At 51.2% G+C, this 23,533-nt stretch carries 20 protein-coding genes and 4 pseudogenes; 10 read left to right on the top strand and 14 right to left on the bottom strand.

Annotated features, from left to right (window positions below; all coding sequences use genetic code 11):
• The coding region (locus ACR3FE_RS24335; RefSeq protein ID WP_458210435.1) for an integrase core domain-containing protein at positions 1-109 on the top strand (109 nt) is incomplete at its 5' end.
• Positions 110-212: 103 nt separating this feature from the next.
• Here the strand turns inward: ACR3FE_RS24335 and ACR3FE_RS24330 are convergent.
• The 3 genes and pseudogenes from ACR3FE_RS24330 to ACR3FE_RS24320 form a co-directional block, all read right to left on the bottom strand.
• A complete protein-coding gene (locus ACR3FE_RS24330; protein ID WP_458210432.1) occupies positions 213-347 on the bottom strand; it encodes a DUF7503 family protein in 135 nt (44 codons plus the stop codon).
• Between the two features lie 256 nt (positions 348-603).
• Positions 604-923: pseudogene (locus ACR3FE_RS24325) on the bottom strand (transposase); the annotation flags it as partial.
• A 569-nt stretch (positions 924-1,492) separates the two neighbouring features.
• Positions 1,493-1,947: pseudogene (locus ACR3FE_RS24320) on the bottom strand (transposase); the annotation flags it as partial.
• A 50-nt stretch (positions 1,948-1,997) separates the two neighbouring features.
• On the opposite strand from ACR3FE_RS24320, the gene ACR3FE_RS24315 reads away from it, so the two are divergent.
• A complete protein-coding gene (locus tag ACR3FE_RS24315) occupies positions 1,998-2,816 on the top strand; it encodes a transposase (RefSeq protein ID WP_458210431.1) in 819 nt (272 codons plus the stop codon).
• A 236-nt stretch (positions 2,817-3,052) separates the two neighbouring features.
• On the opposite strand, the gene ACR3FE_RS24310 is transcribed toward ACR3FE_RS24315, so the two are convergent.
• From ACR3FE_RS24310 to ACR3FE_RS24270, 9 genes are all read right to left on the bottom strand, one after another.
• The gene (locus tag ACR3FE_RS24310; protein WP_458210430.1) at positions 3,053-4,630 is read right to left on the bottom strand and encodes a class I adenylate-forming enzyme family protein; all 1,578 of its coding nucleotides are present in this window, start codon (positions 4,628-4,630) and stop codon (positions 3,053-3,055) included.
• 684 nt (positions 4,631-5,314) lie between these two features.
• Positions 5,315-6,841 (bottom strand): aldehyde dehydrogenase family protein, encoded by a 1,527-nt coding sequence (locus ACR3FE_RS24305; RefSeq protein ID WP_458210429.1) that lies wholly within the window; start codon positions 6,839-6,841, stop codon positions 5,315-5,317.
• The gene (locus tag ACR3FE_RS24300) at positions 6,838-7,518 is read right to left on the bottom strand and encodes a (2Fe-2S) ferredoxin domain-containing protein (RefSeq protein WP_458210428.1); all 681 of its coding nucleotides are present in this window, start codon (positions 7,516-7,518) and stop codon (positions 6,838-6,840) included. Before ACR3FE_RS24300 ends, ACR3FE_RS24305 begins: the two co-directional genes overlap by 4 nt.
• A 10-nt stretch (positions 7,519-7,528) precedes the next feature.
• Complete coding sequence (locus ACR3FE_RS24295) at positions 7,529-8,332, bottom strand: hypothetical protein (protein WP_458210427.1); 804 nt, start codon at positions 8,330-8,332, stop codon at positions 7,529-7,531.
• A gap of 112 nt (positions 8,333-8,444) precedes the next feature.
• Positions 8,445-9,530, bottom strand: a complete 1,086-nt coding sequence (locus tag ACR3FE_RS24290) for a zinc-binding dehydrogenase (protein ID WP_458210426.1) — start codon at positions 9,528-9,530, stop codon at positions 8,445-8,447.
• A gap of 424 nt (positions 9,531-9,954) precedes the next feature.
• On the bottom strand, positions 9,955-11,106 hold the full coding sequence (locus ACR3FE_RS24285; RefSeq protein WP_458210425.1) for a CaiB/BaiF CoA transferase family protein: 1,152 nt from the start codon (positions 11,104-11,106) through the stop codon (positions 9,955-9,957).
• Entirely contained in the window at positions 11,099-11,869 is a 771-nt protein-coding gene (locus tag ACR3FE_RS24280) for a hypothetical protein (RefSeq protein ID WP_458210424.1), read from the bottom strand. The genes ACR3FE_RS24285 and ACR3FE_RS24280 overlap by 8 nt, the downstream gene beginning before the upstream one ends.
• On the bottom strand, positions 11,866-12,774 hold the full coding sequence (locus ACR3FE_RS24275; protein ID WP_458210423.1) for a CoA transferase subunit A: 909 nt from the start codon (positions 12,772-12,774) through the stop codon (positions 11,866-11,868). The genes ACR3FE_RS24280 and ACR3FE_RS24275 overlap by 4 nt, the downstream gene beginning before the upstream one ends.
• A 5-nt stretch (positions 12,775-12,779) precedes the next feature.
• Positions 12,780-14,468, bottom strand: a complete 1,689-nt coding sequence (locus tag ACR3FE_RS24270; RefSeq protein ID WP_458210422.1) for an acyl-CoA mutase large subunit family protein — start codon at positions 14,466-14,468, stop codon at positions 12,780-12,782.
• A 115-nt stretch (positions 14,469-14,583) separates the two neighbouring features.
• Between ACR3FE_RS24270 and ACR3FE_RS24265 the strand changes: the two genes are divergently transcribed.
• From ACR3FE_RS24265 to ACR3FE_RS24255, 3 genes are all read left to right on the top strand, one after another.
• Positions 14,584-15,012 carry a cobalamin B12-binding domain-containing protein gene (locus ACR3FE_RS24265; protein WP_458210421.1) on the top strand — a complete coding sequence of 143 codons (429 nt, stop codon included), beginning with the start codon at positions 14,584-14,586 and terminating at the stop codon, positions 15,010-15,012.
• A gap of 188 nt (positions 15,013-15,200) precedes the next feature.
• The gene (locus ACR3FE_RS24260) at positions 15,201-15,425 is read left to right on the top strand and encodes a P-loop NTPase family protein (protein WP_458210420.1); all 225 of its coding nucleotides are present in this window, start codon (positions 15,201-15,203) and stop codon (positions 15,423-15,425) included.
• A gap of 492 nt (positions 15,426-15,917) precedes the next feature.
• Positions 15,918-16,703, top strand: coding sequence for an IclR family transcriptional regulator (locus tag ACR3FE_RS24255; RefSeq protein ID WP_458210419.1), 786 nt, complete (start codon positions 15,918-15,920; stop codon positions 16,701-16,703).
• A gap of 428 nt (positions 16,704-17,131) precedes the next feature.
• Here ACR3FE_RS24255 and ACR3FE_RS24250 read toward each other — a convergent pair.
• Positions 17,132-17,828: pseudogene (locus tag ACR3FE_RS24250) on the bottom strand (archaea-specific SMC-related protein); the annotation flags it as partial.
• A 3-nt stretch (positions 17,829-17,831) separates the two neighbouring features.
• Between ACR3FE_RS24250 and ACR3FE_RS24245 the strand changes: the two are divergent.
• Both ACR3FE_RS24245 and dgoD read left to right on the top strand, forming a co-directional pair.
• Positions 17,832-18,239, top strand: a pseudogene (locus tag ACR3FE_RS24245) (DDE-type integrase/transposase/recombinase); the annotation flags it as partial.
• Between the two features lie 54 nt (positions 18,240-18,293).
• Positions 18,294-19,445, top strand: a complete 1,152-nt coding sequence (gene dgoD, locus ACR3FE_RS24240) for a galactonate dehydratase (RefSeq protein WP_458210418.1) — start codon at positions 18,294-18,296, stop codon at positions 19,443-19,445.
• A 359-nt stretch (positions 19,446-19,804) separates the two neighbouring features.
• Here the strand turns inward: dgoD and ACR3FE_RS24235 are convergent, their stop codons facing one another.
• Positions 19,805-20,554, bottom strand: a complete 750-nt coding sequence (locus ACR3FE_RS24235) for an IclR family transcriptional regulator (RefSeq protein WP_458210417.1) — start codon at positions 20,552-20,554, stop codon at positions 19,805-19,807.
• A 114-nt stretch (positions 20,555-20,668) separates the two neighbouring features.
• Here ACR3FE_RS24235 and ACR3FE_RS24230 point away from each other — a divergent pair, with 114 nt between their 5' ends.
• The 3 genes from ACR3FE_RS24230 (at position 20,669) to ACR3FE_RS24220 (ending at position 23,533) form a co-directional block, all read left to right on the top strand.
• On the top strand, positions 20,669-21,895 hold the full coding sequence (locus ACR3FE_RS24230) for an aminotransferase class V-fold PLP-dependent enzyme (protein ID WP_458210416.1): 1,227 nt from the start codon (positions 20,669-20,671) through the stop codon (positions 21,893-21,895).
• 185 nt (positions 21,896-22,080) lie between these two features.
• A complete protein-coding gene (locus ACR3FE_RS24225; protein WP_458210434.1) occupies positions 22,081-22,455 on the top strand; it encodes a Rid family detoxifying hydrolase in 375 nt (124 codons plus the stop codon).
• A gap of 16 nt (positions 22,456-22,471) precedes the next feature.
• Positions 22,472-23,533 carry a glucose 1-dehydrogenase gene (locus ACR3FE_RS24220; RefSeq protein WP_458210415.1) on the top strand — a complete coding sequence of 354 codons (1,062 nt, stop codon included), beginning with the start codon at positions 22,472-22,474 and terminating at the stop codon, positions 23,531-23,533.

The raw sequence follows: 23,533 nt of genomic DNA, 5'->3' as shown, positions 1-23,533 counted from the left end.
TCGGCCGAGCGTCCAGCGGTGGCTTGAACAATTTGTACATTACTATAACCACCAACGACCGCATCAATCGCTCACCAACCGAACGCCTATCGAGGAGGAGCTAAACTAGACAGTGCCAAAGCAGAATTAATGTCTTTTTTCGAACTCGAAAATATTCCCGTGCGAATAGACGGTGAATTGGTATGGAGCTTTGATGTGTTAGGATCGCTGACTTAAGGGCCGGTCATGGTGGCTACAGCGGCTGCTGAGGAATTTCCTGCCTGCGTTAGGAGCAGAAACATCGTGAACAGAACGCCGATCATTTTTGGATTCTCTTCAAGATACGTGGCGAGGGTGGAGTTTGCCATTACAGTATCTCCTTTATCGCCACATAACATGAAAATTTTCATATATTATAAACACGAATTTAGTGGAATAATGTATAATCTGTTTTAAATAGATGGTAGGCAATAATCGTTTCACTAATCTCTTGCTGAAGGGAGGAGAGAATTAGATGACGGGTTGACTTCTCCCACGCCTGAAGACGCGGGAATCCCAACGGGATTTCAGGCCGAGCGCATCAGCCCTCGGGTTTCAAGACGCATGCGTTCCACACGTCGCCTGCTAGGTCTCAGCATCGGCGTGGCTGTCTTGTGGCGCGGTCAAATACGCCCCATCCGCAGCCGAGTTATCGTCGTTCGGGTATTCTCTGGTCGGCTCTTTCCACTGCAGTAGCGACCTGCAATGTTTATCGCCCCGTTCACGTCCGCGTGGTACTTGTCCAATCAGCAGTTGTCGGTTGAACATTTGAACGTCGCCTGTCTCGGACGATACCCTACTTCACCGCACGCATGGCACTCTTTCGATGTATTTCGCAGATTCACTGTCTCGACGGGAATCCCTTTCTCAACAGCCTTGTACCGTATCAGGGCGTTGAGTTTGGCAGGTGTTGACTGTGAAAGTGCGGATTGCACCCTCGAAGACCGACAGTCAATCTCCCGCGGTGAGATACCACGTCGGGGCACGGGGTGGAGGTAGTTATGACTCCGCTTTGAAGTCGGCGTCGGGGAGCAGACCCTCTCAGGATACTGTTGGAGTACTGCCTTGACGGCATTCGACCTGGCGAAGCACCCTCTCGTTAAGCCCCAGGAATTGTGCTTCGCCGAGGGCACCGCCCCGGCCGATTTCACTTCCTATTACGCCTATATGCGGAAGTGAAAGGGGCAAATGAAATATTGTCGAATTCGGGTGGCAGAGCGTCTGAAAACATCCAATGCAGCTTCATAAATCCCATTCCGCTATATCAAATTTCGAGATTGAGGGGTCCCACAGTTTCGGAGGATGGAGTGTTTGCGCGTGTTTTCAGGACTTATCGTGGCTCGGACGGCCCACATTGGTGGGCCATCAACTATCTCTCTCGGTGAGATGCCATCGAATGCACGAAAATAGCTGAAATTCGACCACTCGCAGAGTGTCGCCACTCGCGATGAGCGGCCCGAGTCGGCGTTAAGCGTTAATCCGGCGGAATCAGTGCTGAACAAACCAACTCGACACACTCGCCAGCGGTCAGAACTGGGGCGTAATCCATTTCACCACCGACACCAGCCTTCAACAGGAAATCAGTGAGCCGCCAGATATTGTGCAGCAGCACCGCGAACACGAAGTAGAACAGTCGGACGCGGTAATCCTTGGAAGACGTCTTCGCCAGAAAGTCGTTCTTGATACTCTTATACTCGTTCTCGATCTGCCAGCGGCGGCTGTACCGACGAGTGAACGTCTCAGCCTCGTCCACCCCGACTGAGAGATTCGTCGCAAAGACCGCTGTTCCCTCTCCTTTCGTCGAGGGGACGTACAGAAACTGCATCGCATGCGAGCCCTGCTCAACGTGGACAGATGCCGATTCAACGGCGACTTCCTGCCCATTTTCCCCATCGTCTCGATAGCCTCTCGCTCGTCACCGTGGGTTCGACAATTGGCTCTCAGAACCTGTTACAGTGTATCTCCTAGGCGGCTTTGCGATGACGGTTCAGGGGTTGAAGGGCCAGACCGAGGATATCGACCTCGCGTTGGGTGTGGTATCCGAATTCGACCACGTCAACCAGACGCTCACGTCGCAGGGATTCACGGTTGTTGGCGAGCCGACGGAGTCGTTCGAGGGCGTTGGAAAAACTGTCGAGTTGCATCACGACGAGCAAGGATTCCAGATCGGCCTCTTCGAACGGCTTCGATTACCGGATCGAGGGAAGCCAAAATGGCGTGGAGGCAGTGATCGACTCGACATCGCATACGACTCTGTTGAAGACGCGTATCGTGTGCATCAGTCGGTAACCGTTGATGAAGCCGAAAAGAGTGAGTCAAATGGCTCTGAGGCCGCTGCCCTCGATCTCGGTGCAAATGTTCTCGTTGCCTATACGACAACGACCAGTGAGCAGTACCTGTACATCGGACAGACGCCGTACGAGCAGTTTCGAGATACAACCAACCGTATCGCCGATGCTCAGGCGAAACTCCCTGATGGACAACACATGAGTCAGCGAATCAAGCGCCTCTACCGCAAGCGCTCTCGGCGGCGCGACCACGCAGTGAACGCCCTCCTCAGGGATTTGGTCGAGCGGTTAGACGCGGCTGGTGTGACGACCCTCTATCACGGCGATCTCACCGGAGTTCTCGGTGAGTACTGGTCGGTGGAAGCCAACTTCAAGGCACGGTCGTTTTGGGCCCACCAACAGTGCATCGATCGACTCGAATCCGTCTGCGAAGAGTATGGTATCGACGTAGAAGCAATCTCAGAGGCGTGGACGTCCCAGACGTGTCCAGAGTGTGGCGAACGGGATTGAACACGCCGGCATCGCGAGACGCTTACCTGTCCCTGTGGATTCGAGGGGCAAGCCGATCTCATTGCTTCGAAATATCGGTAAACACTTCTCGCTAACAAAAGGTAATAGCTAATCTCAGCTATATCTCTAAGTGAACTTCAATTAGGAATTCATAAACTGGCATTCCAAGTGTAGCGAAGCCAAGATAATATAAAATATTATAAATAATAAAAGTGCGTGTCCAAAACTTCAGGACGTTATCCCGCCTCTGATCGATAGAGATTCGCGTACTCTTCTCTGAGCTCAGCCTTTTGGATCTTGTTCGTTGCAGTATGTGGTAGATCTTTTACTTCAATGACTCGTTTAGGAACTTCGTGTCTGGAGAGGTTCTGTTCACAGTACTTGATCAATCCATCTTCGTCTACGTCGTTGCCAACGACAAACGCAGTAATTGCCTCTCCCCACCGGTCGTGAGGAAGGCCGACAACAGCTGATCGATCAACGTCAGGATACTCATCCAAGGTACCTTCAACGCGGACGCTAGGTACGTTCTCTCCACCGGTTTTGATCATGTCTTTCTTTCGATCGTCGAATACGAGGAGATCGTGTTCAGGGTCAAAGTAGCCAAGATCACCCATATGGTGCCAATTATACAATGATGCTTGTTTTGTTTTTTCCTGATCTTTAAGATATCCTTCCATCACTGTGGGCCCTCGAATGCAAATTTCGCCAGATTCACCATCGTCCAAGATATTACCTTCGGAGTCCATGATAGCGTGTTCTTGGAGAGGACACGGGGTTCCCCAAACATTTAAATCAAGTTTGAACTCATCCTCGGGATGGTTTAACGACGATGGTGGGAAAGTTTCGGTCTGCCCAGTGTATAGACCGGACTTGCAACCCCACTTTTCATTCAGACTACTGATAGTGTTCTGCTCAAGGGGAGCCATTGCGTACCATACTCGCCTTAGTGGGGACGTATCGTGATCGCTCACATCCATCTCGGCGAGTGCCCGAGCCTGGCTCGCATGGAGGAACGCTGCAGTCACTCCTTCCTTCTCAACCATCTCTTCTAGGAAGTCTGTAGGATCAAATTCACGCTTGATAACGTTCGTCATACCAAACACGAGACCAGCAAGCGTATGTGCTTGCTGTCCACAGTGGAATAGTGGTAAAATACAGGCAAAGCGTGTGTTCTCATCGTATCCGAATTCGAGTGCCCCATTCATCATGGAACTCATCGCACCAATGTGGGATGTCAGTACACCCTTTGGTGCGGAAGTAGTTCCACTCGTGTAGAGGATTTCGAGGATATCACGATCTCCAGTGAGAACCTCTGGGGGCAAAGCTGGATATCCGTCGATGAACTCTTGAACCGTAGGAAAGTCATCTACATCTCCGCCAACCGGTATCACTGCTAGAATTTCTGCTTCGTTCTCCTCCGCAGCTATTTTTGCTTTTTCGAGGAAGGCTGCGTCAGTGATTATGTAATCTGCCTCACAATGATCAATTTCATAGTTTAGGGTATCCTGATGGATTGCAGGATTGAGGGGTGAAACGACGATGCCTGCACGAGGGGCCCCGAAAAATACATGCAGCCAATCTACTGAGTTGTGACCAACAATGGCTAACACGTCACCCTTTTCCATGCCTGTATCTATGAGTGCCTGCGCAACTTGGTTAGATTTTTCGTCCCACTCTTGGTATGTATTCCGAATCGGATTGCTATCACGACTTAGGTCGACGATTGCTTCCTTCTCAGGGAACAGTTTTGAAGTACGTTTAAGCTGGTCGGACACGTGCATCCGATTCTGTATTTTCATCTCGCCCTGCATCGCGTTACACATTCTCTATCATGACTTATAACAATATACTAAGATATATTACCAATAATTAGTGTAATTATAGCACATGAGCAAATTCTGCGCTAATACACGGTTACAAAGAATGCCCAGTGTGCTATTGGTGTCAGAGCAAACCCGTTAGTTACGAGCAGATTGCCGATCATCTCCTCCAGTTACTCATGACTATATAGATATTCGATAGGAAGTGGTTTGCTCTCCATTTGTTGGTCGGTAATGTTCGAATCTTTGGGTAGCCGTTTGTGCATGGGTTCGGTCAACATCAAACAGGAAGTTGGTTTGCTGGCCGAATACGATATAGGTAGCATTTATCTCCGTGATTATAGGTAATCTGCCAATGGAATTTGAGCTGTGAGTCAGGAAGCTAGGGTCTTAGTAGCACGCTAGGTGTGCTACCCCTTATCAGGTACATGTACCGTCTGCCAAATCAGTTGGCGATAGCGCTCCAATGACTAACGGTACCGAGTTATCTCAAACCGTCAGTAGGTGTGTGTTCGTCGATTCGAAATCATTCCTAATCAATAAAGCAAACTCCCGGACTTCTATGGTTTGGAACAGATGCCCTGTTAATAACTTTAATTCTGGCTGCTTTCTCTTTTCAAAGTCTGTCGTCGGTCTTAAATTTGAAAATAGTGGAAGATACACCTATGTGCGCAGTTACCGCGAGAACGGGTCGGGAACACGCCCGAAGTTAGCCTTGATGTTCTTCGACTGAGTATATTCGTCGAAGGTCTCAGCACCGAGTTCACGGCCGATGCCGCTCTCTTTGTAGCCGCCGAAGGGCGCACCCATGTCAGTCATGTCACTATAGGTGTTAACCCAGACAGTTCCCGCATCCAGGTCACGTGCAGCTTGATGGGCGGTTTCGAAGTCAGTGGTCCAGATGCCTGCCGCGAGTCCATATCGTGTGTCGTTGGCTTTCTTGATAACCTCATCGTACTCGGTAAACGTCATGACCACAACCACCGGCCCAAATATCTCTTCACGGGCAACGGTCATGTCGTTGGTCACGTTAGTTAGGATAGTTGGCTCAACAAATGGCGCGTCCGCGAGGCTGGAATCCTCCGGTGCACCACCACCAATACGAACCGCAGCTCCCTCCTCCCGACCAGTCTCAATGTACTCTAGTACTCTGTCGCGGTGGGACTCGTCGATAAGCGGACCCATGTTTGTCTCCTTCGAGAGTGGATCGTTGAGAACAATGTCATTCTGGGTACGGTGAGCAAACTGGTCGAGGAACTCGTCGGCTATGTCCTCATGGACAAACAATCGCGATCCGGCGGTACACATCTCTCCTTGGTTAAGGAAGATGGCCATCATCGCGCCAGTCACTGCCTCGTCAAGGTTAGCGTCGGGGAAGACTATATTTGGACTCTTCCCCCCAAGCTCAAGCGTTATCGGGGTCACCTGCTCGGCGGCGTTGCGCATCACCTGTTTACCGGTCTCGGTTGACCCGGTTAGTGCAAACTTGTCAACGTCGGGGTGTCGTGAGAGATAGTCCCCTGCCACTTCACCGATACCTGTGATTAGGTTCAGGGTACCTTCCGGCAAATACTCATCCATTATCTTTGCGAATTCAAGCGATGAAACTGGTGCCCGTTCGGGGGGTTTGAGAACAACTGTGTTACCGGCGGCGAGTGCTGGCGCAGTCTTCCAGGCCATCTCCATCAATGGGAAATTCCAGGGATTAACCTGCCCAACGACCCCATACGGCTGGCGTACCACGTAGTCGAGCTTCTTCGACCCAAGTGGGATGTTCCGATCCTCATGTGTTCTGGCAAGACTAGCGAAGTATCGAAAGCTCTCCGCCGCTATATTTACGTCTGCCATCGCCTGCAGCACTGGCTTACCAACATCCAGTGCTTCCATGGTCGCAAACTTGCGACGTTGGTTCTCGAGTGCATCGGCGATGCGTTCCAACGGTCGCGCTCTTGCGACAGGTTTCTGCCCATCCCACTCGCTTTCGAAGGCTGCTCGCGCCGCCTTGACGGCAGCGTCTACATCACCCTCGCCGGCAAGTTGGAACGTTGCTAGCGTTTCCCCTGTCATCGGGTTGATGGTCTCCATGGTCTCGCAGGCATCGGCCATGCGCCACTCTCCGTTGATGAGCAAACCATACTCAGTCTCCGAAAGCACTTCGTCGCGCGCTTCCTCGTGTTCGGTCAAGATTTTGTCACTTGTCATAAGTTATCCCTTTCCCCAAGCTTGCCGGTCTGATACTTCGAATCTTCGCACTTTTCAATATGGGCTGTCCAGATGTCATCGTACTTGTACTCTGCCAATCCTCCGTACCAGTTACCTTCCGGATAAACACAGCCAATAGGTCCCATGCTACATTCTTTTAGACAGCCATGGGACTGGACTACACTGACATCCTCGCGGTTCTGCGCTTGCTTCATAAAGTATCTAAATGCCTTGCCACCGCCCTCTGGCCCGCAGTTAGCTAAGAATGTGCAGACAATGAAGTGTTGATGATCCTCTGGCAGATTCGGGTCGAACTTCAAATCCTCTACAGGCTCTCCGTCAATGAGGTGTTCGTCGACGATACGTGGTACATCTTCTGGCGAGACACTTTTGTACCACACGTTGTCAGGGTAAACCACAAGCGTCGGTCCCTCATCGCAGTGTTCGAGGTTTTGCACAGAAGAGACTTTTACATCTTCGAGTTTCTGGTCAGATTTGTATCGGTATAGGCGCGTTTTCACATCGAAGGCACCCTTGTTCAGGCAACCGTTTTCTATCCTGTTCATACAAACGAGGACATGCTTGCGGTAGTTTTTCCCGGCCGCCGACTCAGGGTCACCCGACGTTCCATAGGACAGCACCGTATCACCAAATGTGTTCATGTCTTCCGTGGTCATTGTTCTTAGTTTATAATTCCCCACGCTCGATTCGCTCGTTCATTACTCGCTCGCTGTAGTCTGCGACCTCGTTCGCCTTTAGATACTCATCTCTATCGAGTTTGGGGATGTCGATACCAAGCGGATTCAGTATATCACTCGCGTGATCACGCATAATTTCGTGAATCTCCTCATTAGTCAGACTCAAAAAGCCACTCTCTATCATTCGATTACGTGCCTCCGAGTCGGGGTGGCCTTGTATGCCGTACATCACTGGAAGCCAGAGTTCAAGCCCCTGTTCGATCTTCTTGCGAGCCTCGTTACCGTGTCGCTCGACGAGTACTGGAAGAAACTCTGCGCTGAGGCTACTGTGTAAGCGCTCGTCCTCAGATATGCTTTCGACGGTATCAGCGATCACGGGGTCGTTCGTATTTTCTGCGAGGTCGGCGAAAAACTGGATGCCAACTGAGTCGGCGAACAGTGGTACGGTTGAGAGGAACTCGATATAGCTTGGAATCCCCTTTGTGAATACTCGATTCATCCGGTGAACCCAAGTTTGCTGCCCCTGCTCGCACCACTGGTCGTACATTTCGTCGACGGCGTCCTGCCCTCCGAGGTGACGAACCATCTTTTCGCAGATGTTTGCGTGTCGAACCTCGTCGTATACCGTCTTTCCAAGCTTGAATTTCAGCTGTCTTAGCTCTTGATCAAGGTTAATCTGATGCATCCAATAACCGTACACATCAGCAGCCCACTGCTCTCTGAGAAGTAACTCCTGAAAAAAAGGAGTTGCCACATTACGGTATTCATCCGAGACATGATGTTGTTCTACCATTTTGTATCAGCCTACTATTGAAACTACAGTGAGGGGAAATATTATATTTTGGGGGCACTCACCAGACAGCCTCAAATCAGTAAGTCTTGATAACGAGTCTAACCGACGTGCGTCACTGGGGAACCAGCGACGCACGCGTGACGTCTCTATTCTCGGATTTCGTGAATGCCTCCTCAATATCCTCGAAAGAGAACTCTGCCCCTAGGAATACGTCGTAAGGATAGTCATCGATGTGGTCGGAAAGGAAATCGAGCGCCTTCCCTAGGTACCACGGTGGGTAGTAGGCGATAGCTGTGACCGAACGGCTCTGCCACGTCAATCGTGAGGGTTCGAACTCTGTCGAGGCTCCGAACGAGATGTTTCCAATCTCGAGATATTCACCGTTGTTTTTTAAGAACCGAATACCCTCTGAGAATGCCTCGGGCACCCCCGCAACTTCGACTGCGACGTCAGCACCTTTCCCACCGGTGAGACGGTCGACTTCCGCAACTCGCTCCTTAACAGTCCCGAACTCTCCCATATCAATAACGTTATCAGCGCCGAATTGCTTGGCGGTCTTGATACGGTGCTCAGCCCCCTCAACGAGAATGACATTTGCGCCTCGTTCACGGGCGACAGCAGTCGCATGGAGGCCCAGTCCTCCGGCCCCTTGGATGACAACGTCGTCGCCGCTCGAGACCCCAACCTTGTCCAGACCGTAGAGTACCTGTGAGAGCGCACAATTCGCACCTGCGGCGATATCGTCAGGGACGTTGTCGGGAACCTTGTATGCATACTGGTTCGGCTTGATATAATAATGCGTACTGAACGTAGCGTGGAAGTGAGGATGCTCATCAATGGGACGTGACATATTTTGCCCTTGATTGACACAGGCAGCAAACTCCCCATTTTGACAGGCATAGCACTCCTGGCACGGAATAAAGTACACCGGTGCGAGCGAATCGCCAGGTTCGATAGATTCGCCACGGGAGTCAGTCTTGACTCCGTCGCCGAGTTCTGCAACTTGGACAACCGCTTCATGTCCCAACGGACCCTCGTAAGGAAAGTTTCCTTTCCAAAAATGGAGTTCCGATCCGCAAAGGTTCGTCCTGAGGACTTCGGTGAGAACAGCACCTGGTTCGACCGCTGGAAGTTCAACTTCCTTGATTTCGATTGTGCGTGGTTCGTTAAGTACCGCCACTTTGCCGGTAGTCGACATAGCTAGTTTACTAATTAACGAGAGGGATTGATATAGTTTCACCCTCTACTGACAAACTTCTCGATGGGCGTGCAATCACTGAGCAACTGATTTGATTGATAGTGATGATAAGAATAGACGAAAGGGGCCAGTCAGCGCTACCCACTAGTTGGCTCAGCGTTCAACGTCTTGTAAAAACACTTGACTTAAATCGTGAGCGTCCGGAACTACGTTTCAATCAGAATCTAATCGACGTGGTTGAGACAAACCGCTCAAATAGCATTCACGAGGAGGTCATCTATTGACCCCTTCTACGAAAAACGTAGTCACGAAGGCATCTTAGTATTGCTTCAGCTCCCTCATCGGCTAAACAGTGGAGAATAAATAATCTAGACAAAATTAATATCGATGATTGCAGTAGACCTTGCAAAATACTGGTTCTGGGTCAAAATCTATCAACAGTGTCGACACCGAGTGACTGGAGGATTGGCCGCGTGTCGGCACCCAGTCTGGGTGGGTCGTGACTCCTCGTCGGTGCCCGCTGCCAAGGAATCGTCCACGGAACGGCTACGTTTTCGGCCTCTGGCGTGTCGACTCTCGTCAGCGCGTCCACGGCATTGAGATGAGGATTATCGACGAGGTCGGACACCTCGTTTACTGGTGCCACAGGGACGCCGCTGGTCAGCAGTTGGTCGACAATCTCGGAACGAGGGTGCTCGCTGGTGATGGCTGCGATTGCATCGTCGATCGACTTGCGGTGCTCGAGGCGTTCGTCCCTCGTCTCGAACGGTAGGGACAGGCCAAGTTCGTCCTTGATTATCCTCCAGTGGTCATCGCTGGTGGCCGCCATGAAGATGTGACCGCCGTCGGCCGTCGGGTAGACGTTGTACGGGGCGTACAGCGAGTGGGAGGCACCCATCCGCTGGGGATTTTCGTCAAATTGCTGTTGGTAGGCCAACCAGTAGCTCATCAGCGTCACGCCCGTCTGGAACATTGGGACGGTCACATAATCGCCATTGCCAGTCTCCCGGCGTCGTTTGAGCGCCAGCAGCGTCGCCATGACGGCGTATTGAGCGGTCGCGACGTCGACGACGCTCGTCCCGGTTCGGGCCGGAGGCGAGTTGGTGTAACCTGTCACAGACATGAGACCACTCGCCGCCTGGATAATCGGGTCGGTGGCCGTTCGGTCGGAATAGGGTCCCGAGCCTTCGTAACCCTTGATGCTGACGTAGATTAGCGACTTGTTCGACTTTCGTAGCCGGTCGTACCCCATGCCAAGTCTCTCGAGGGAACCAGGGGAGAAATTCTCCACGACGATGTCGGCCTCACGAACCAGTGTCAGGAACGCCTGACGGTCGTCCTCGGATTCCAGGTCGAGAGCTATGCTTTGTTTGTCGCGGTTCAACGAGGCAAAGATGGACCGCGCTGTGTCACCAGCCACACGCATGTGGTCGCCGTGTTTGGGGTGTTCGACCTTCACGACTTCGGCGCCTAGATCTGATAGCATCAACGTTGCGTACGGCGCAGCGACGACGTGGCCAAGTTCGAGCACCCGGAGGTCGGCCAATGGATCATAGAAATCGGTGGACTCACTCACTGAGGTATCCTCCTTGGTCGACCTGTGTCCGGAGCACCTCAAGTTGCTCCTCGCTTGGTCCCGTGAGCTCCGTCACGTCAGCGGTGACGCCAAGTTCGAACCCGGTTGCCTCGCGTACATCCTCGGGGGTAGTTCCAGGCATCGACGCCTCAAGCTGGAGCCGGTCGTCATCGTCGAATCCGAAAATCCCCAGCGGGCTGATTACTTTCTCCGGCCCGCCACCGGGCAGCCCGAGTTTGCGCCGACGAGCTGGGCCGACTGTGGATACGAAGTCGCACTCCTCAACGAACACCTTTGGGGTATGGCGGGTCATGTACACGTAGTATCGACCGCAGTCGGCCGAGAACGAAGTCGCCCCTGCGGGGCCAGCGCCACGAATCTTAAAACCGCCGTCTTTGTCTTGGATGCCGACAAGGTTCGTGTTGCCGTGTTGGTCGACCTGAAGTCCACCGACGAAGAATACGTCTATGTCGCGGATGTGACTGAAGGCCGCGCCACAGTGGTTCATCAACGTCATCTCGCCACCGTAGCGTAGACGGCCGTCTGCAAACATCTCCGAGGACGGTGGAGTCTGGCCGGCAGCGAAGTTGTGCTGGTAGAAAGAAAGCAGGACACGCAGGTTTGGACACCGCGTCCAGTGGGCGAGCATCAGTCCTGCTCGGGGAACCGGAAGATTGGTGCCTGCCCAAACGCTCTCTCCGTCGTTTAATTGATCTGCGATCCAGGCCGCGACCGTCTCGTCGGTCGATGCTTCGATGTTCACGCCTCAACACCTCCGTACTCCCGCAGGCTTGTGCGACGGGCCGTTCCCAAGTGATCGACGTAGCTGGCGTGGTCAGTCGGCCGGTAGACATACTTCTCGAGGTGGATCTCCCAGTCGGCACTGTCCCCGGCGACGGCATCTGCGGCCGCCGCGACGTACGCCTCCAACTGATCGGTATCGGCGAGGTAGTGGCCCTTGCAGGAGAACGGGTGTGCTCCCCACGGCGCCTCAACGACGCCGTCGACATTTCCGAATGAGGCAATTGTCTGCTTGGGCGCCTGACGGATCTCGTCGGTAGCGACGACTTCTTCGACCTGCACGAAGGTTTGACTGGCAGCCCGGGCAATTAGGCCGTCGGCGAAGGTATCGCCGATCGCCTGGACGTTGCCGTGAGAGTCGCCGCGAGCTAGGTGCAGTAGTGCGACATCTGGTTGAATCGCCGGAACGGCAACTAGTGGCTCGTCCTCAAGCGGATCCTCAAACACCACGACGTCTTCGTTACGCTCGGGGATGGCCGTCCCAACACCGCCCCGCCACGGCATGAAAGGAAGGTTCCGCTCAGCAGCCTCCAGTGCGGCAATTATCATGCCACCATCGGTTTCCTTGACGGTAATATCTCCGGTCTCAGCACGGTGGCGGTACCATGGGGCGATTGAGGCGATACCCTCTGCCCCAACGTAGGGGGCCCAAATCGTGTCGACGCATTCGGTTGCGATCAACAGATCTGTCTCTAGACTTGTAGGTGGGGCGACAACAGTTAGGCCTGATAGTTCGCGTCGAACAATCTCACGGATAAACGCCATGGGCTTATGAGATGTTAGGAACCCGCCGATGGCGATGACGTCACCGTCGTCAATTTCGTCTACGACACTGTCCACGTCGGTAAGTAGGTTGTTTCGTGTCATGGTTATTAGATCGACTGAGGTGGTTGATACTCCCCGAAAACATCGCGCAGTGTCCCCATTATCTCGCCTACCGTCGCATAGGCTTTTACTGCTTCGACGATGTAGGGCATCATGTTCTCATCGCCCTCGGCGGCCTGGTGTAACCCCTTGAGGGAAGCATCTACGGCATCGTCATCGCGCTCCTCGCGAAGATCTTCGAGGCGCTCAATTTGGGCCTGCTCGACCTTATCTTCGACCTCGTAAGTCTCGATCACCTCTTGTTTGTCGCTCGTGAACTTGTTCTTCCCGACGATAACTCGTTCGCCCTGCTCAACCTCCTTCTGATACTCGTAGGCACGCTGGGAGAGACGGCGTTGAATATAGCCGTCCTTGATACACTTTACCATACCGCCCCGTTTATCGATCTCGTCCATGATTTCAATGATCCTGTCTTCCATGTCGTCGGTAAGCTTTTCGACGAAGTACGAACCGCCCAGTGGGTCGACCGTCTTGGCCATGTCGGTCTCATGGGCGACGATCTGCTGAGTACGTAAAGCGATCCGGGCACTTTCCTCAGTGGGAATCGAGTAGGCTTCGTCGTAGGCCGCAGTGAACACCGACTGCAGACCAGCGGCGGACGCAGCCATCATCTCGATGGCCACGCGGGCGATGTTGTTCATTGGTTCCTCCTTGGTGAGACTCTTGCCACCACAGACACAACCCGCACGAAACTGCCAGCTCTTGGGGTTTTCAGCGTCGAAATCTCCACGCATGATGTCTGCCCAGAGCCGACGGCCGGCACGGTACTTAGCTATTTCTTCGAAGAAATTGGTGTACGTGTAGAAGAACCATGACAGTTGGGGAGCAAACTCGTCGACATCCAGTCCGTGTTCGAGACATGCCTCGACGTACGCGATGCCGTCAGCCAGCGTGTAAGCCATCTCCTCGGCAGGCGTGGCGCCGGCATCGCGGAAGTGGGCCCCTGCGATCGAAATTGGGTTGTAGTTGGGCATCTCCTCTGCGCAATACTCAATTGTATCGACGACCAGCCGCATACTCGGATCGACCGGAAGAGTCCACGTACCTCGTGCGGCGAACTCTTTGAGTATGTCATTTTGCATCGTCCCGCGCAATTCTTCGCTATCAACACCCTGTTTGTCCCCGACCGCCTTGTACATCGCAATCATCACAGCAGCGGTGCCGTTGATTGTCATACTCGTCGAAATTTCATCCAGCGGGATATCTTCGAATACCCGTTCCATATCCCGCAGCGAATCAATAGCCGTACCAACCTTGCCTATCTCGCCCTTCGCGCGCTTATCGTCGGAGTCGTAGCCGATTTGTGAAGGCAAGTCCATCGCCACCGACAGGCCGGTCTGGCCCTGCTCTAGGAGGTATTTGTAGCGTTCGTTGGTCTCCTCGGCGGTTCCCATGCCGCTATATTGGCGCATCGTCCAGACGCGGCCACGATACATTGTCGGGTAGATACCCCGTGTGTAGGGGTAGGCACCCGGATAGCCGAGACCCTCTTCGTAGTCCAATTCCTGGACATCCTCAGGTGTGTATAACCTGTCGATCTCCACTCCGGAGTCTATCTCGAAGGTCTCCTCACGCTCTCCAAACCGCTCGAGTACTGGTTCAAGTTCCTGTTCTTTCCACTCATCGTAGGACAGTGGGGACTCTGATGAGTCCTTTGTCCGCTGACTATCGGACATATCTCCTAGATTCATCCCTTGCTATCTATAATTATTGGTGGTAACACATCTACGGGTTCAGCCCAGGGCTAGATTTAAGTTCGAGAACGGAATTGTTGTGAGTACTGGATAATGTATGAGCAGTAAGGCTAATACTTCATCAGACGCCAGACCTCTTCGTGTCCTCATCGGAAAACCGGGACTCGACGGGCATGACCGTGGTGCGAAGGTGATTGCACGGGCGTTCCGTGACGCTGGCTGTGAAGTGATCTACACCGGATTGCGTCAAAGCCCCGAAGCGATCGTTCAATCGGCGGTTCAAGAGGATGTCGACATTGTTGGCCTTAGTATTCTGAGTGGCGCTCACAACTCGCTCGTTCCCGCAGTTCTCGACCTCTTGGAAAAGTACTACATGGACGACGTCATGGTGTTGGTTGGTGGAATCATCCCCGACGACGATGCCGAAGAACTTTGCGAGGCCGGCGTCGATGCCGTCTTCGGCCCCGACTCGACTACCGAGGAGATTATTGACCGGGGACTTTCGCAAGCAGACGAGGATGGTTGAACGCGCTCACGGACTATTTACTGACCAATAGAAGCTCGACGACGGGCTTCTGACCGAGGTGAAACTGGTGTTTTTCAGTGCATGTCAAAAACCGCGAAGTTGAGTCCCGTTTCATGTAGGTACTTGCAAAGCACATCACCACCGCGACGTCCGATTCTATCAGGAGACTCGACGCCTACAACAAGAATGTGATTCTCAACAAGACGATAGACTTGCGCCAGAACGAGATCAACGTCGAACAGACCGCTGACACCGTTAATGTTGTACTGTTCTTCGATGCTGGTGTTAAACTTCAGATCAACAAGTCGGATATTCTCAAAACTGCCGATGTCTTCGCCCACAACAAGGTAGATTACAACGATGCCAACTATATAATCGCACGCTTGCAAGAGATGATTGTTCTCGGCGACTAAGAAGGCTGAACACCGCCCATCCAGCAAACCATCGCTACCGAAGAGGGAGTGTCCTAGAATTGGTTTCCGTCTTCGACGACCGGTAAGGTATGCTTCGGACGAATGACGGACTCAGCCTTTGCCCCAATGCCCATATCCAATTCGAAGGTGCGCTCCAAGCCCAAGAACATTTCGTTGACCGGAGTAACGCTGCACTTACCGAAATTGACCTCGGCATCGGAGCCCCCGCTGCTGCCGATACTCTCTTTAAAATCTCTAACCATATGAGGTTTGTCAGTTCACGGATTGGGAACGCGTCCTATTTTATAACGGCCGCGTTCCCGGAAGATGGTAAGAAAATCACATCTATTTCCCCTAGATGTGCTAGCTCTGAATGATCAAATCGACCGTTCAAAGGATTTCGTCCTCAGCTAGAAAAACGGTTGTTCTCGATTGTGGAACAACCGTCTCGATTTCGAAAACCATAAGCCCGTTCCAAGTACACCTGTGTGTATGACAAACTCTCCCGAGGAAGGAAGCAGCACCAAGGAAGATCAGGTCAAGTCAGTCAGCACTCTGTTCTCGATTCTCGAACGTCTCAAGGACAATAATGGGATGGGTGTCACTGAACTTGCAAGGGAAATGAACATGTCGAAAGGGGCAATTCACCGGTACCTGCGAACCCTCGTTAACGAAGGATACGCTGTGAATCGGGATAGCACGTACGTACTCGGTAAACGGTTTCTCGACTTTGGTGCCCACGTCCGCAATGGTTACCCATATAACGAATACATCGAACCGAAGGTCATCCAACTCGCCGAACAGACTGGGGAGCGAGCCCAGTACATCGTCGAAGAGCACGGGTTGGGCATCTACCTCCACCGTGAGCGCGGTCAGAACGCTGTCCAAACTGACGCTCGAATCGGCAAAGTGGTCCATCTCCACACGACGGCGGCGGGGAAGGCAATTCTTTCCCTGCAGCCGCGTGACCACGTTGATAAGATAGTAAACACACACGGGCTTCCCGAGAGAACCGACCGGACGATCACTGATCCTAACCCTCTTCATGAGGAACTCGCAGAGATTAGAGAACGAGGATACGCCCTTAATCAGGAAGAGCACGCAAATGGCCTGTACGCTGTTGGCGTACCAATTACTTATTCGGAAGGAGAAGTTCTCGGAGGTCTTAGCGTCTCCGGACCTGCTCATCGAATCAAAGATCGCGTTGAGGACGAAACTATTCCACGAACACTGTTGGGGATCGCAAACGAGATTGAACTCAACTTAAACTATTCCTAAGTCATAAATATTTTAAATTATTTCCCTCGAAAATGAACTATGGATGAACACTCGTTTCAGTCGGGTTTTCGAGGGAAACAAGGCTGACGATATCTGCTCGACACATCCTCTTACGGTCATAAAAGGCACATAGTCCATTTACTCGTCAACACTTCCTTTCAACAAGGCGTCTGTGAGCCACCAGACATTATACAGATGACTTGGGCGTGGGACTGGAATACCTCTGCTCAACACTGTAGCGAGATCACGAGTTCATCATGCCCCGTATTCCAAAATCTTTAACGGCTTGATGTAACTTAGACGATGAATTCTCACCCTCCATTACAGGGATATTGTTGTAATAGAATCTTCTCTCAAAGGGAATCAGCAGAACAGTTCGTCGTGTGATTCTAATCCAAAATCGGAACGACGATACAGGAAAGAAAAGGTTAGATTTCGGTCACGCGTTCGTACTTATCCTCAAGGGCCGCAGCGTCCTCGGGCAGCAATGCAGCGACGAGGTAGCCCGCGTACTCGCTGAAGTAATCAACGAGTGTCGCAATTCGGGTGGAATCGATCGCTTCAAGCGAGTCAAGCAGGATGAACGGCACTTTCTCATACACATCGTGGACGAGATAGCCAGCAAGCGCGAAGACGAGCCCGGTGACTTCTCACTCGCTCTCACTGAGATGGTCGATGGTATCCTCGTAGGTCGTCCCCGATTTAGTACTGCGAATCACGTGCAAGTTGAACACGCTTTTCGTCGGCCCTCCCGGACGTCGCGTTCGACGCGGTCAATTCAGATGCGGTCGAGAATTTCATAATCAAGGATATCGAGGAAAGTCTCCATATGGCCGTTGAATTGTTCGACGGCATTCGCTTCGATCTGATCGATGCGCGTCCGCAGATCCGCGAGCTCATCTTGAATTGTTTCCCGTTGCGGTTCGAGCTGCTCCGTTCGACAAGTTGCGACTCGATGGACGTGATTTTGTTTTCCATGTCCTCAAGGTCAAATTCGAGGCGGCCAAGCTCGAGCTCCAACTGATTCGCCGCTTTATGGAGATCCAGTATGTCACTGTATTCCTCTTCTTCGAGCGCTTCAACTTCCTGTTCGAGGGCTTCGATCTCGTTCGAGAGGTCTGTCCGTGTGTCGTGGTGGACGAAACCGCTGTCAAAATCAACGGCGAATGGTTTTGGGTGTACGCCGCAATAGACACCGAAACAAAACTGCTTCTCGCCATCGCCGTGTTTGATCAACACAACACCAATTCAGCGGCAGAATTTCTCTCTGCATTGGCCGAGAAACACGATCTCTCGGATACTGTGTCTCTCGTCGATGGCTACGGCTATCGGACTGCACTCTTTCAAATCGGATTGAGCGATCAGCTCGACTATACCGAGCGACACCTGATCAAAAAATGGTTTCACACACTCAAAATGTGGATCGACCGCTTCCACAATACATGGGTCGGCAATCGGCCAAGCGTCCAGCAGTGGCTTGAACAATTTATGCATTACTATAAATTTGGCTCGGCACGGATCGTCTACTCTTGTTGACTACCAATATTCCGGGAAAACCAATTTTATATGAGCGGATGAGGTAAAAATGGTATGGAAATTACTGATTATGAACTGTACGAATTGCCTCCACGGTGGCTATTCCTAAAGCTGGAGACGAGCACCGGTTTAATAGGGTGGGGAGAACCTATTGTTGAAGGACGAGCGCAGACCGTAAAGACTGCCGTTGAGGAGTTGATGGAGAGCTACCTCCTCGGTAAAGATGCAACACGGATTGAACACCACTGGCAAGCGATGTATCGTGGAAGTTTCTATCGAGGGGGGCCAGTACTAATGAGCGCTATTGCAGGCATTGACCAAGCACTATGGGATCTAAAAGGCAAACAATTCCGAGCACCGGTCTATGAACTCCTCGGTGGAGCAAGTCGGGATAAAATACGAGTGTATCAATGGATCGGTGGGGATCGAAACGAAGACATCGAAACTGAAGCAACACATCTTGTCGATGCTGGCTATACAGCTCTCAAGATGGATGCAACAAATCAAACACGTCACATTGAGTCCCCTGCTAAAGTCAACGAAATCGTTTCTCGAGTTGGTCACGTTCGGGATGTCGTCGGGAACTCGGTCGACATTGCCGTTGATTTTCGTGGGCGGGTTTCTCAATCGCTCGCAAAACGATTGGTAAGTGCTCTCGACGAACATGACCTTCTTTTCGTCGAAGAACCCATCCTCCCAGAGAATATCGAGTATCTGTCGAATGTTAGCTCTGCCACGACCACTCCCCTTGCAACCGGTGAACGAATGTACACACGTTGGGATTTCAAATCTTTATTCGAACACGGTGGAGTAGATGTTGTTCAACCAGATGTTTCACACGCAGGTGGGATCTCAGAGGTTGTCCGTATCGCCGCAATGGCGGAGGCTCGGGACGTCGCAATCGCTCCGAACTGCCCACTCGGTCCTATCGCTCTTGCTGCATCACTTCAAATCGGTGCATATATTCCGAATTTATTAGTTCAGGATCATGGATTTGACATCCAGCCTACTTCAAAAAGTGCCGCACAGTCATACTTAGTGGACAAATCTGTTTTTTCATTCGAGGACGGTTACATCGACCTCTTGAAGAAACCTGGTCTTGGGATAGAGATTGATGAGTCATCTGTACAGAAACATTCGAAAGAAGGGATCAATTGGCACAATCCCATATGGCGACATGACGATGGTAGCATTGCCGAGTGGTAGTCTTTACCATTAGAACCAGCAGTTTCATCCTCCGTTATATATTGTGATAATATATGAGAAAATAATATCTATTTGCCCTGCGTTTCATATTGCGACACGCATTATTAGCCATATGTTTGAAGTACTATCGCTTAAGCCCTTCCTTGACGACTATAGGGATGTAATATATATTGGGAAATCAACTGTGAATTTCTGTCGAAATTATGATACCTTGTCGAGCTTTTTAATGACTCTCGTGGTTTTTTGTGATAAAGAAAAACTACATTTCGACCTGCTAACGCCACTTCCACAAAGAGCAGGATCGCGCATCAAGACAAGCCGTTCGTATAATGGCTGTCTACTATTACGAAACGGCACGATTAGAATTTAGATTCGATAGACTGCGAGATGGTGAACAACATTCCAGGTATATTTTCCTCAAGTCGTTTTCCGGAGAATTCGTTTGCTTTCCCAGAAACAAATACGGCGCCTGTGTGTGATCCGGCCGTAATACTCACCGCTAAACTATTCACATTTTCATACTGCTCCTCACGTTCGAAAGCGAATCCCCGTTTGCGAATACGAGATATATCGTCCATGAGGTCTTCTCGTTGCGTTCGTGTATTTGGTGTAAACTTCGGAAGAGAATGCGTCTCAAGGTAGGTCTCGACACGATTATCAGGCCATTCTGCAAGAATGGCTTTACCTGGTGCACTGCAATGGAGATGACGGGTATTGACAATCGGATAGTTGGTTGCATTTTCGTTCCGTGTACAATAGATATCTACGACAACCCCGTCTTCTTCTACGACAAGGCCAGCTGTTTCGTTGGTCATCTCGGCTAGTTGGTCGAGTGGTTTTCGAATCCGCCCTCCGAAATCATTTTGGAAAATTACGTGCTGACCGTAATCAAGGAAGAGAACTGACGGTTCATACCCACCCTTTACACGATTTACATACCCTAGTTTCTCAAGGGTGTTGAGATGCTTGTAGACCGTACTCTTCGTGAAGCCGGTTCGACGTGCAAGATCGGTCACGCCAATAGATTCAGGATGATCGATGAGTTCCTCTATGATTTGAAACGTCTTCTCGACTGAACCGATTGTTTCCATTTGATTGTCCTCAACCATGGGAACAAGATTTTTCTGAGTCATTATTATCGTTTCTTATCGCGACACAGCAAATGGTCTGCATACCCAAGCGTTTTTTACTCATACTCACGAGATTATAATTGAGGAGAGCATATGAACGAGCAGTCTATTTATCAGGAATTAGGCGTCAATCAAGTCATAAATGCGACAGGAACGAAAACACGAATCGGTGGGAGTCTGATCCGCAAAGAGGCCCTTGAAGCGATGGAAGCCGCAGCCGAATCGTTTGTTCGATTATCAGATTTACAGGCACGTGCGAGCGAGTTAATTGCCGACGTTACGGGTGCAGAGGCCGGATACGTAACGAGTGGGGCAGAAGCTGGAATGCTCCTCGGAGCTGCGGCTGCAATTGCAGGTGACAATTTAGGTATTATGGAAAGACTCCCGCAAACCAATGGCATCCCAAACGAGATTATCATGCCTCGAACCCATCGAACCGGGTATGATCATGCGTTTCGTGCGGCTGGGGCGACAATCGTAGACGTGGGAACCAATGACTTCCATCTCGGGACAGGATCATCGAATGTCGAATTGTGGGAAATGGCGGATGCGATTAATGAGAAGACAGTTGCCATCGGATATGTTCAAAAGCCCTATACACAGCCACCCCTTGAAGAAGTAGTCGAGATGGCACACGACCACGACGTTCCCGTCATTGTAGACGCGGCAGCAGAACTTCCGCCTGTTAAGAATCTCGAACGGTTTGTTGATATTGGTGCTGATCTCGTCGCTTTCAGTGGGGGGAAGGCAATCCGGGGCCCACAAACAACAGGAATACTCGCGGGGCGCAGGGATCTGATCGAATCAGTCGCACTTCAGCAACTGGACATGCATGCTGCAAAAGAGGTGTGGTCGCCCCCTGAGTCACTCGTCGATATAAACAAGTACGATGGTGTCCCTCGACAAGGAATCGGTCGTGCTAACAAGGTTGGAAAGGAGGAACTGGTCGGTTTAATGACTGCTCTTGAACTGTTTCTAGAGGAAGACCACGAGCAGTTGCAGGACACTTGGCATAAAACTGCCAATCGAATTGCCAACGAACTCTCCAATATAAAGGGTTTAAAAACAACGGTGACGAGTGGGGGGGATGAATCGGTAGCTCCAGAAGTCATAGTTAAAATTACCCCAACCGACGAAAGTCCATCCGCGATAACGATAGTTCAGAGGCTTCGCAAGGAAAATCCACGAGTATACGTCGGTGCTGACCGAATGCAAGCAAATGAATTCGTGATTAACCCTATGTGCCTGAATCAGGACGAAGTACAGTATGTTATTGACCGCATTCATACAAACGTCACCGAACCATCTCCCGGTTCCTAAGTTCCGGAATTATCTTATAGAGCTGTTTGAATTACAGTCATCGAAGTATCCAGATGACTGATTTCCATGTCTTAGTTACTTGGAAGCTCTAAATGTACTAAGAGGGGTACGTTTATACGGATCGTTGAGAAAATTAGTAATCGGTAGATTCGGAAGGAGTGACCGACTGCCAGCAAATTAGAAATATGAACGAAATAAAAACCGAGAACGCACCAGCAAGCATCGGCCCGTTCTCGCAGGGAATCATAGACGGAAATCGTGTTTTCGTCTCTGGACAGGGTTCTGTTGACGCTGAAACCGGGGAGATAATCGAAGGAGACATTCGAGAACAAACAGCTCGGACAATGGAGAATATTGGTGCTATTCTCGAAGCAGCGGGCTGCTCACTCGACGATGTCGTTAAGACAACGGTGTTCGTGATGGACATGGACGACTACGACGATATCAACGACGTCTACGAGGAATACCTCACGAAACCATATCCAGCGCGGAGTGCCGTGCAGGTTGAATCTCTTCCCGTGGAAATTGGCGTCGAAATTGAAGTTGTCGCAAAAACGTGAACGGAGCATCCACCAAATGAAAGCAATCGCAGTCCGCCAAGGCGACAACCAACCACAAGTCATAGAGATACCAAAACCAACGGTCAATGCAGGTGAAATACTCGTCAGAACACTTCGTGTCGGCATTGATGGAACAGATTATGAGGTCATCAATGGAACCCATGGTGAATATCCTGCTAATACTGACTACCAAATACTCGGCCATGAAGCCATTGGCGTTGTTGAAAACGCCAACGATACAGAACTCGAAGTGGGAGACCTAGTAGTTCCGACAGTCCGCCGCCCGTGCGGAAAAAAGAATGAGTATTTCGAGCGTGGTATTCCAGATATGGCTCCAGCTGGATCGTATCTTGAGAGGGGTATTTCCGGAGCGCACGGATACATGTCTGAATATTTTACCAGTCCACCCGAGTATCTAGTTCGAATCCCCCGTGAATTCCACAAAACAGGATTCCTTGTAGAACCAATCAGTAATTCGGAAAAAGCCATCGAACACGCCTTCGCATCGCGCTCTGCATTCGATTGGACTCCCGAATCAGCGATTGTGCTCGGAAATGGCCCACTTGGACTGCTTACCCTCGCAATGCTTGAAACCAAGTTCGAACGATTATATTGTCTCGGCAGACGAGACAGACCTGATCCGACGATCGATATCATTGAGCGTTTCGGTGCAACCTACGTGGACTCGCGAGAGATACCTGTAAACGAGATCCCTGAAGCTTACGAGGCAATGGACTTCGTCTATGAGGCAACAGGATACGCTAAACATGCATATGAGACACTTGACGCACTCGCACCAAACGGTGTGGGGGTGCTTCTTGGCATTCCAGGAGACTGGACATTCGAGATAAACGGAGGTCGGCTACACCGGGAGATGGTACTCGAAAACAAGGCCATCCTTGGAAGCGTTAATTCCCATATCCCACACTTCAATGCCGCCAAAGAAACGCTCGCCGAATTTCCGGAGTGGTTCCTCAAATCGATCATTACCAATGTTTACCCCCCAGAGAAAGTCGACATGGCATTCGAAACCGGAGATGAGAAAATAAAGACAGTAATCGAGTTTGACAATCTATAG

The organism is Haladaptatus rarus (assembly GCF_054177585.1).
The sequence above is the reverse complement of the archived record's forward strand: the minus strand, read 5'-3'. Positions and strand labels throughout refer to the sequence as shown.

Bases quoted from the DNA above. Each gene is read 5' to 3' on its own strand.
- ACR3FE_RS24330 (WP_458210432.1), bottom strand. From the start codon at position 347: ATGGCAAACTCCACCCTCGCCACGTATCTTGAAGAGAATCCAAAAATG.
- ACR3FE_RS24315 (WP_458210431.1), top strand. From the start codon at position 1,998: ATGACGGTTCAGGGGTTGAAGGGCCAGACCGAGGATATCGACCTCGCG.
- ACR3FE_RS24310 (WP_458210430.1), bottom strand. From the start codon at position 4,630: ATGCAGGGCGAGATGAAAATACAGAATCGGATGCACGTGTCCGACCAG.
- ACR3FE_RS24305 (WP_458210429.1), bottom strand. From the start codon at position 6,841: ATGACAAGTGACAAAATCTTGACCGAACACGAGGAAGCGCGCGACGAA.
- ACR3FE_RS24300 (WP_458210428.1), bottom strand. From the start codon at position 7,518: ATGACCACGGAAGACATGAACACATTTGGTGATACGGTGCTGTCCTAT.
- ACR3FE_RS24295 (WP_458210427.1), bottom strand. From the start codon at position 8,332: ATGGTAGAACAACATCATGTCTCGGATGAATACCGTAATGTGGCAACT.
- ACR3FE_RS24290 (WP_458210426.1), bottom strand. From the start codon at position 9,530: ATGTCGACTACCGGCAAAGTGGCGGTACTTAACGAACCACGCACAATC.
- ACR3FE_RS24275 (WP_458210423.1), bottom strand. From the start codon at position 12,774: ATGACACGAAACAACCTACTTACCGACGTGGACAGTGTCGTAGACGAA.
- ACR3FE_RS24270 (WP_458210422.1), bottom strand. From the start codon at position 14,468: ATGTCCGATAGTCAGCGGACAAAGGACTCATCAGAGTCCCCACTGTCC.
- ACR3FE_RS24265 (WP_458210421.1), top strand. From the start codon at position 14,584: ATGAGCAGTAAGGCTAATACTTCATCAGACGCCAGACCTCTTCGTGTC.
- ACR3FE_RS24255 (WP_458210419.1), top strand. From the start codon at position 15,918: ATGACAAACTCTCCCGAGGAAGGAAGCAGCACCAAGGAAGATCAGGTC.
- dgoD (WP_458210418.1), top strand. From the start codon at position 18,294: ATGGAAATTACTGATTATGAACTGTACGAATTGCCTCCACGGTGGCTA.
- ACR3FE_RS24235 (WP_458210417.1), bottom strand. From the start codon at position 20,554: ATGGTTGAGGACAATCAAATGGAAACAATCGGTTCAGTCGAGAAGACG.
- ACR3FE_RS24230 (WP_458210416.1), top strand. From the start codon at position 20,669: ATGAACGAGCAGTCTATTTATCAGGAATTAGGCGTCAATCAAGTCATA.
- ACR3FE_RS24225 (WP_458210434.1), top strand. From the start codon at position 22,081: ATGAACGAAATAAAAACCGAGAACGCACCAGCAAGCATCGGCCCGTTC.
- ACR3FE_RS24220 (WP_458210415.1), top strand. From the start codon at position 22,472: ATGAAAGCAATCGCAGTCCGCCAAGGCGACAACCAACCACAAGTCATA.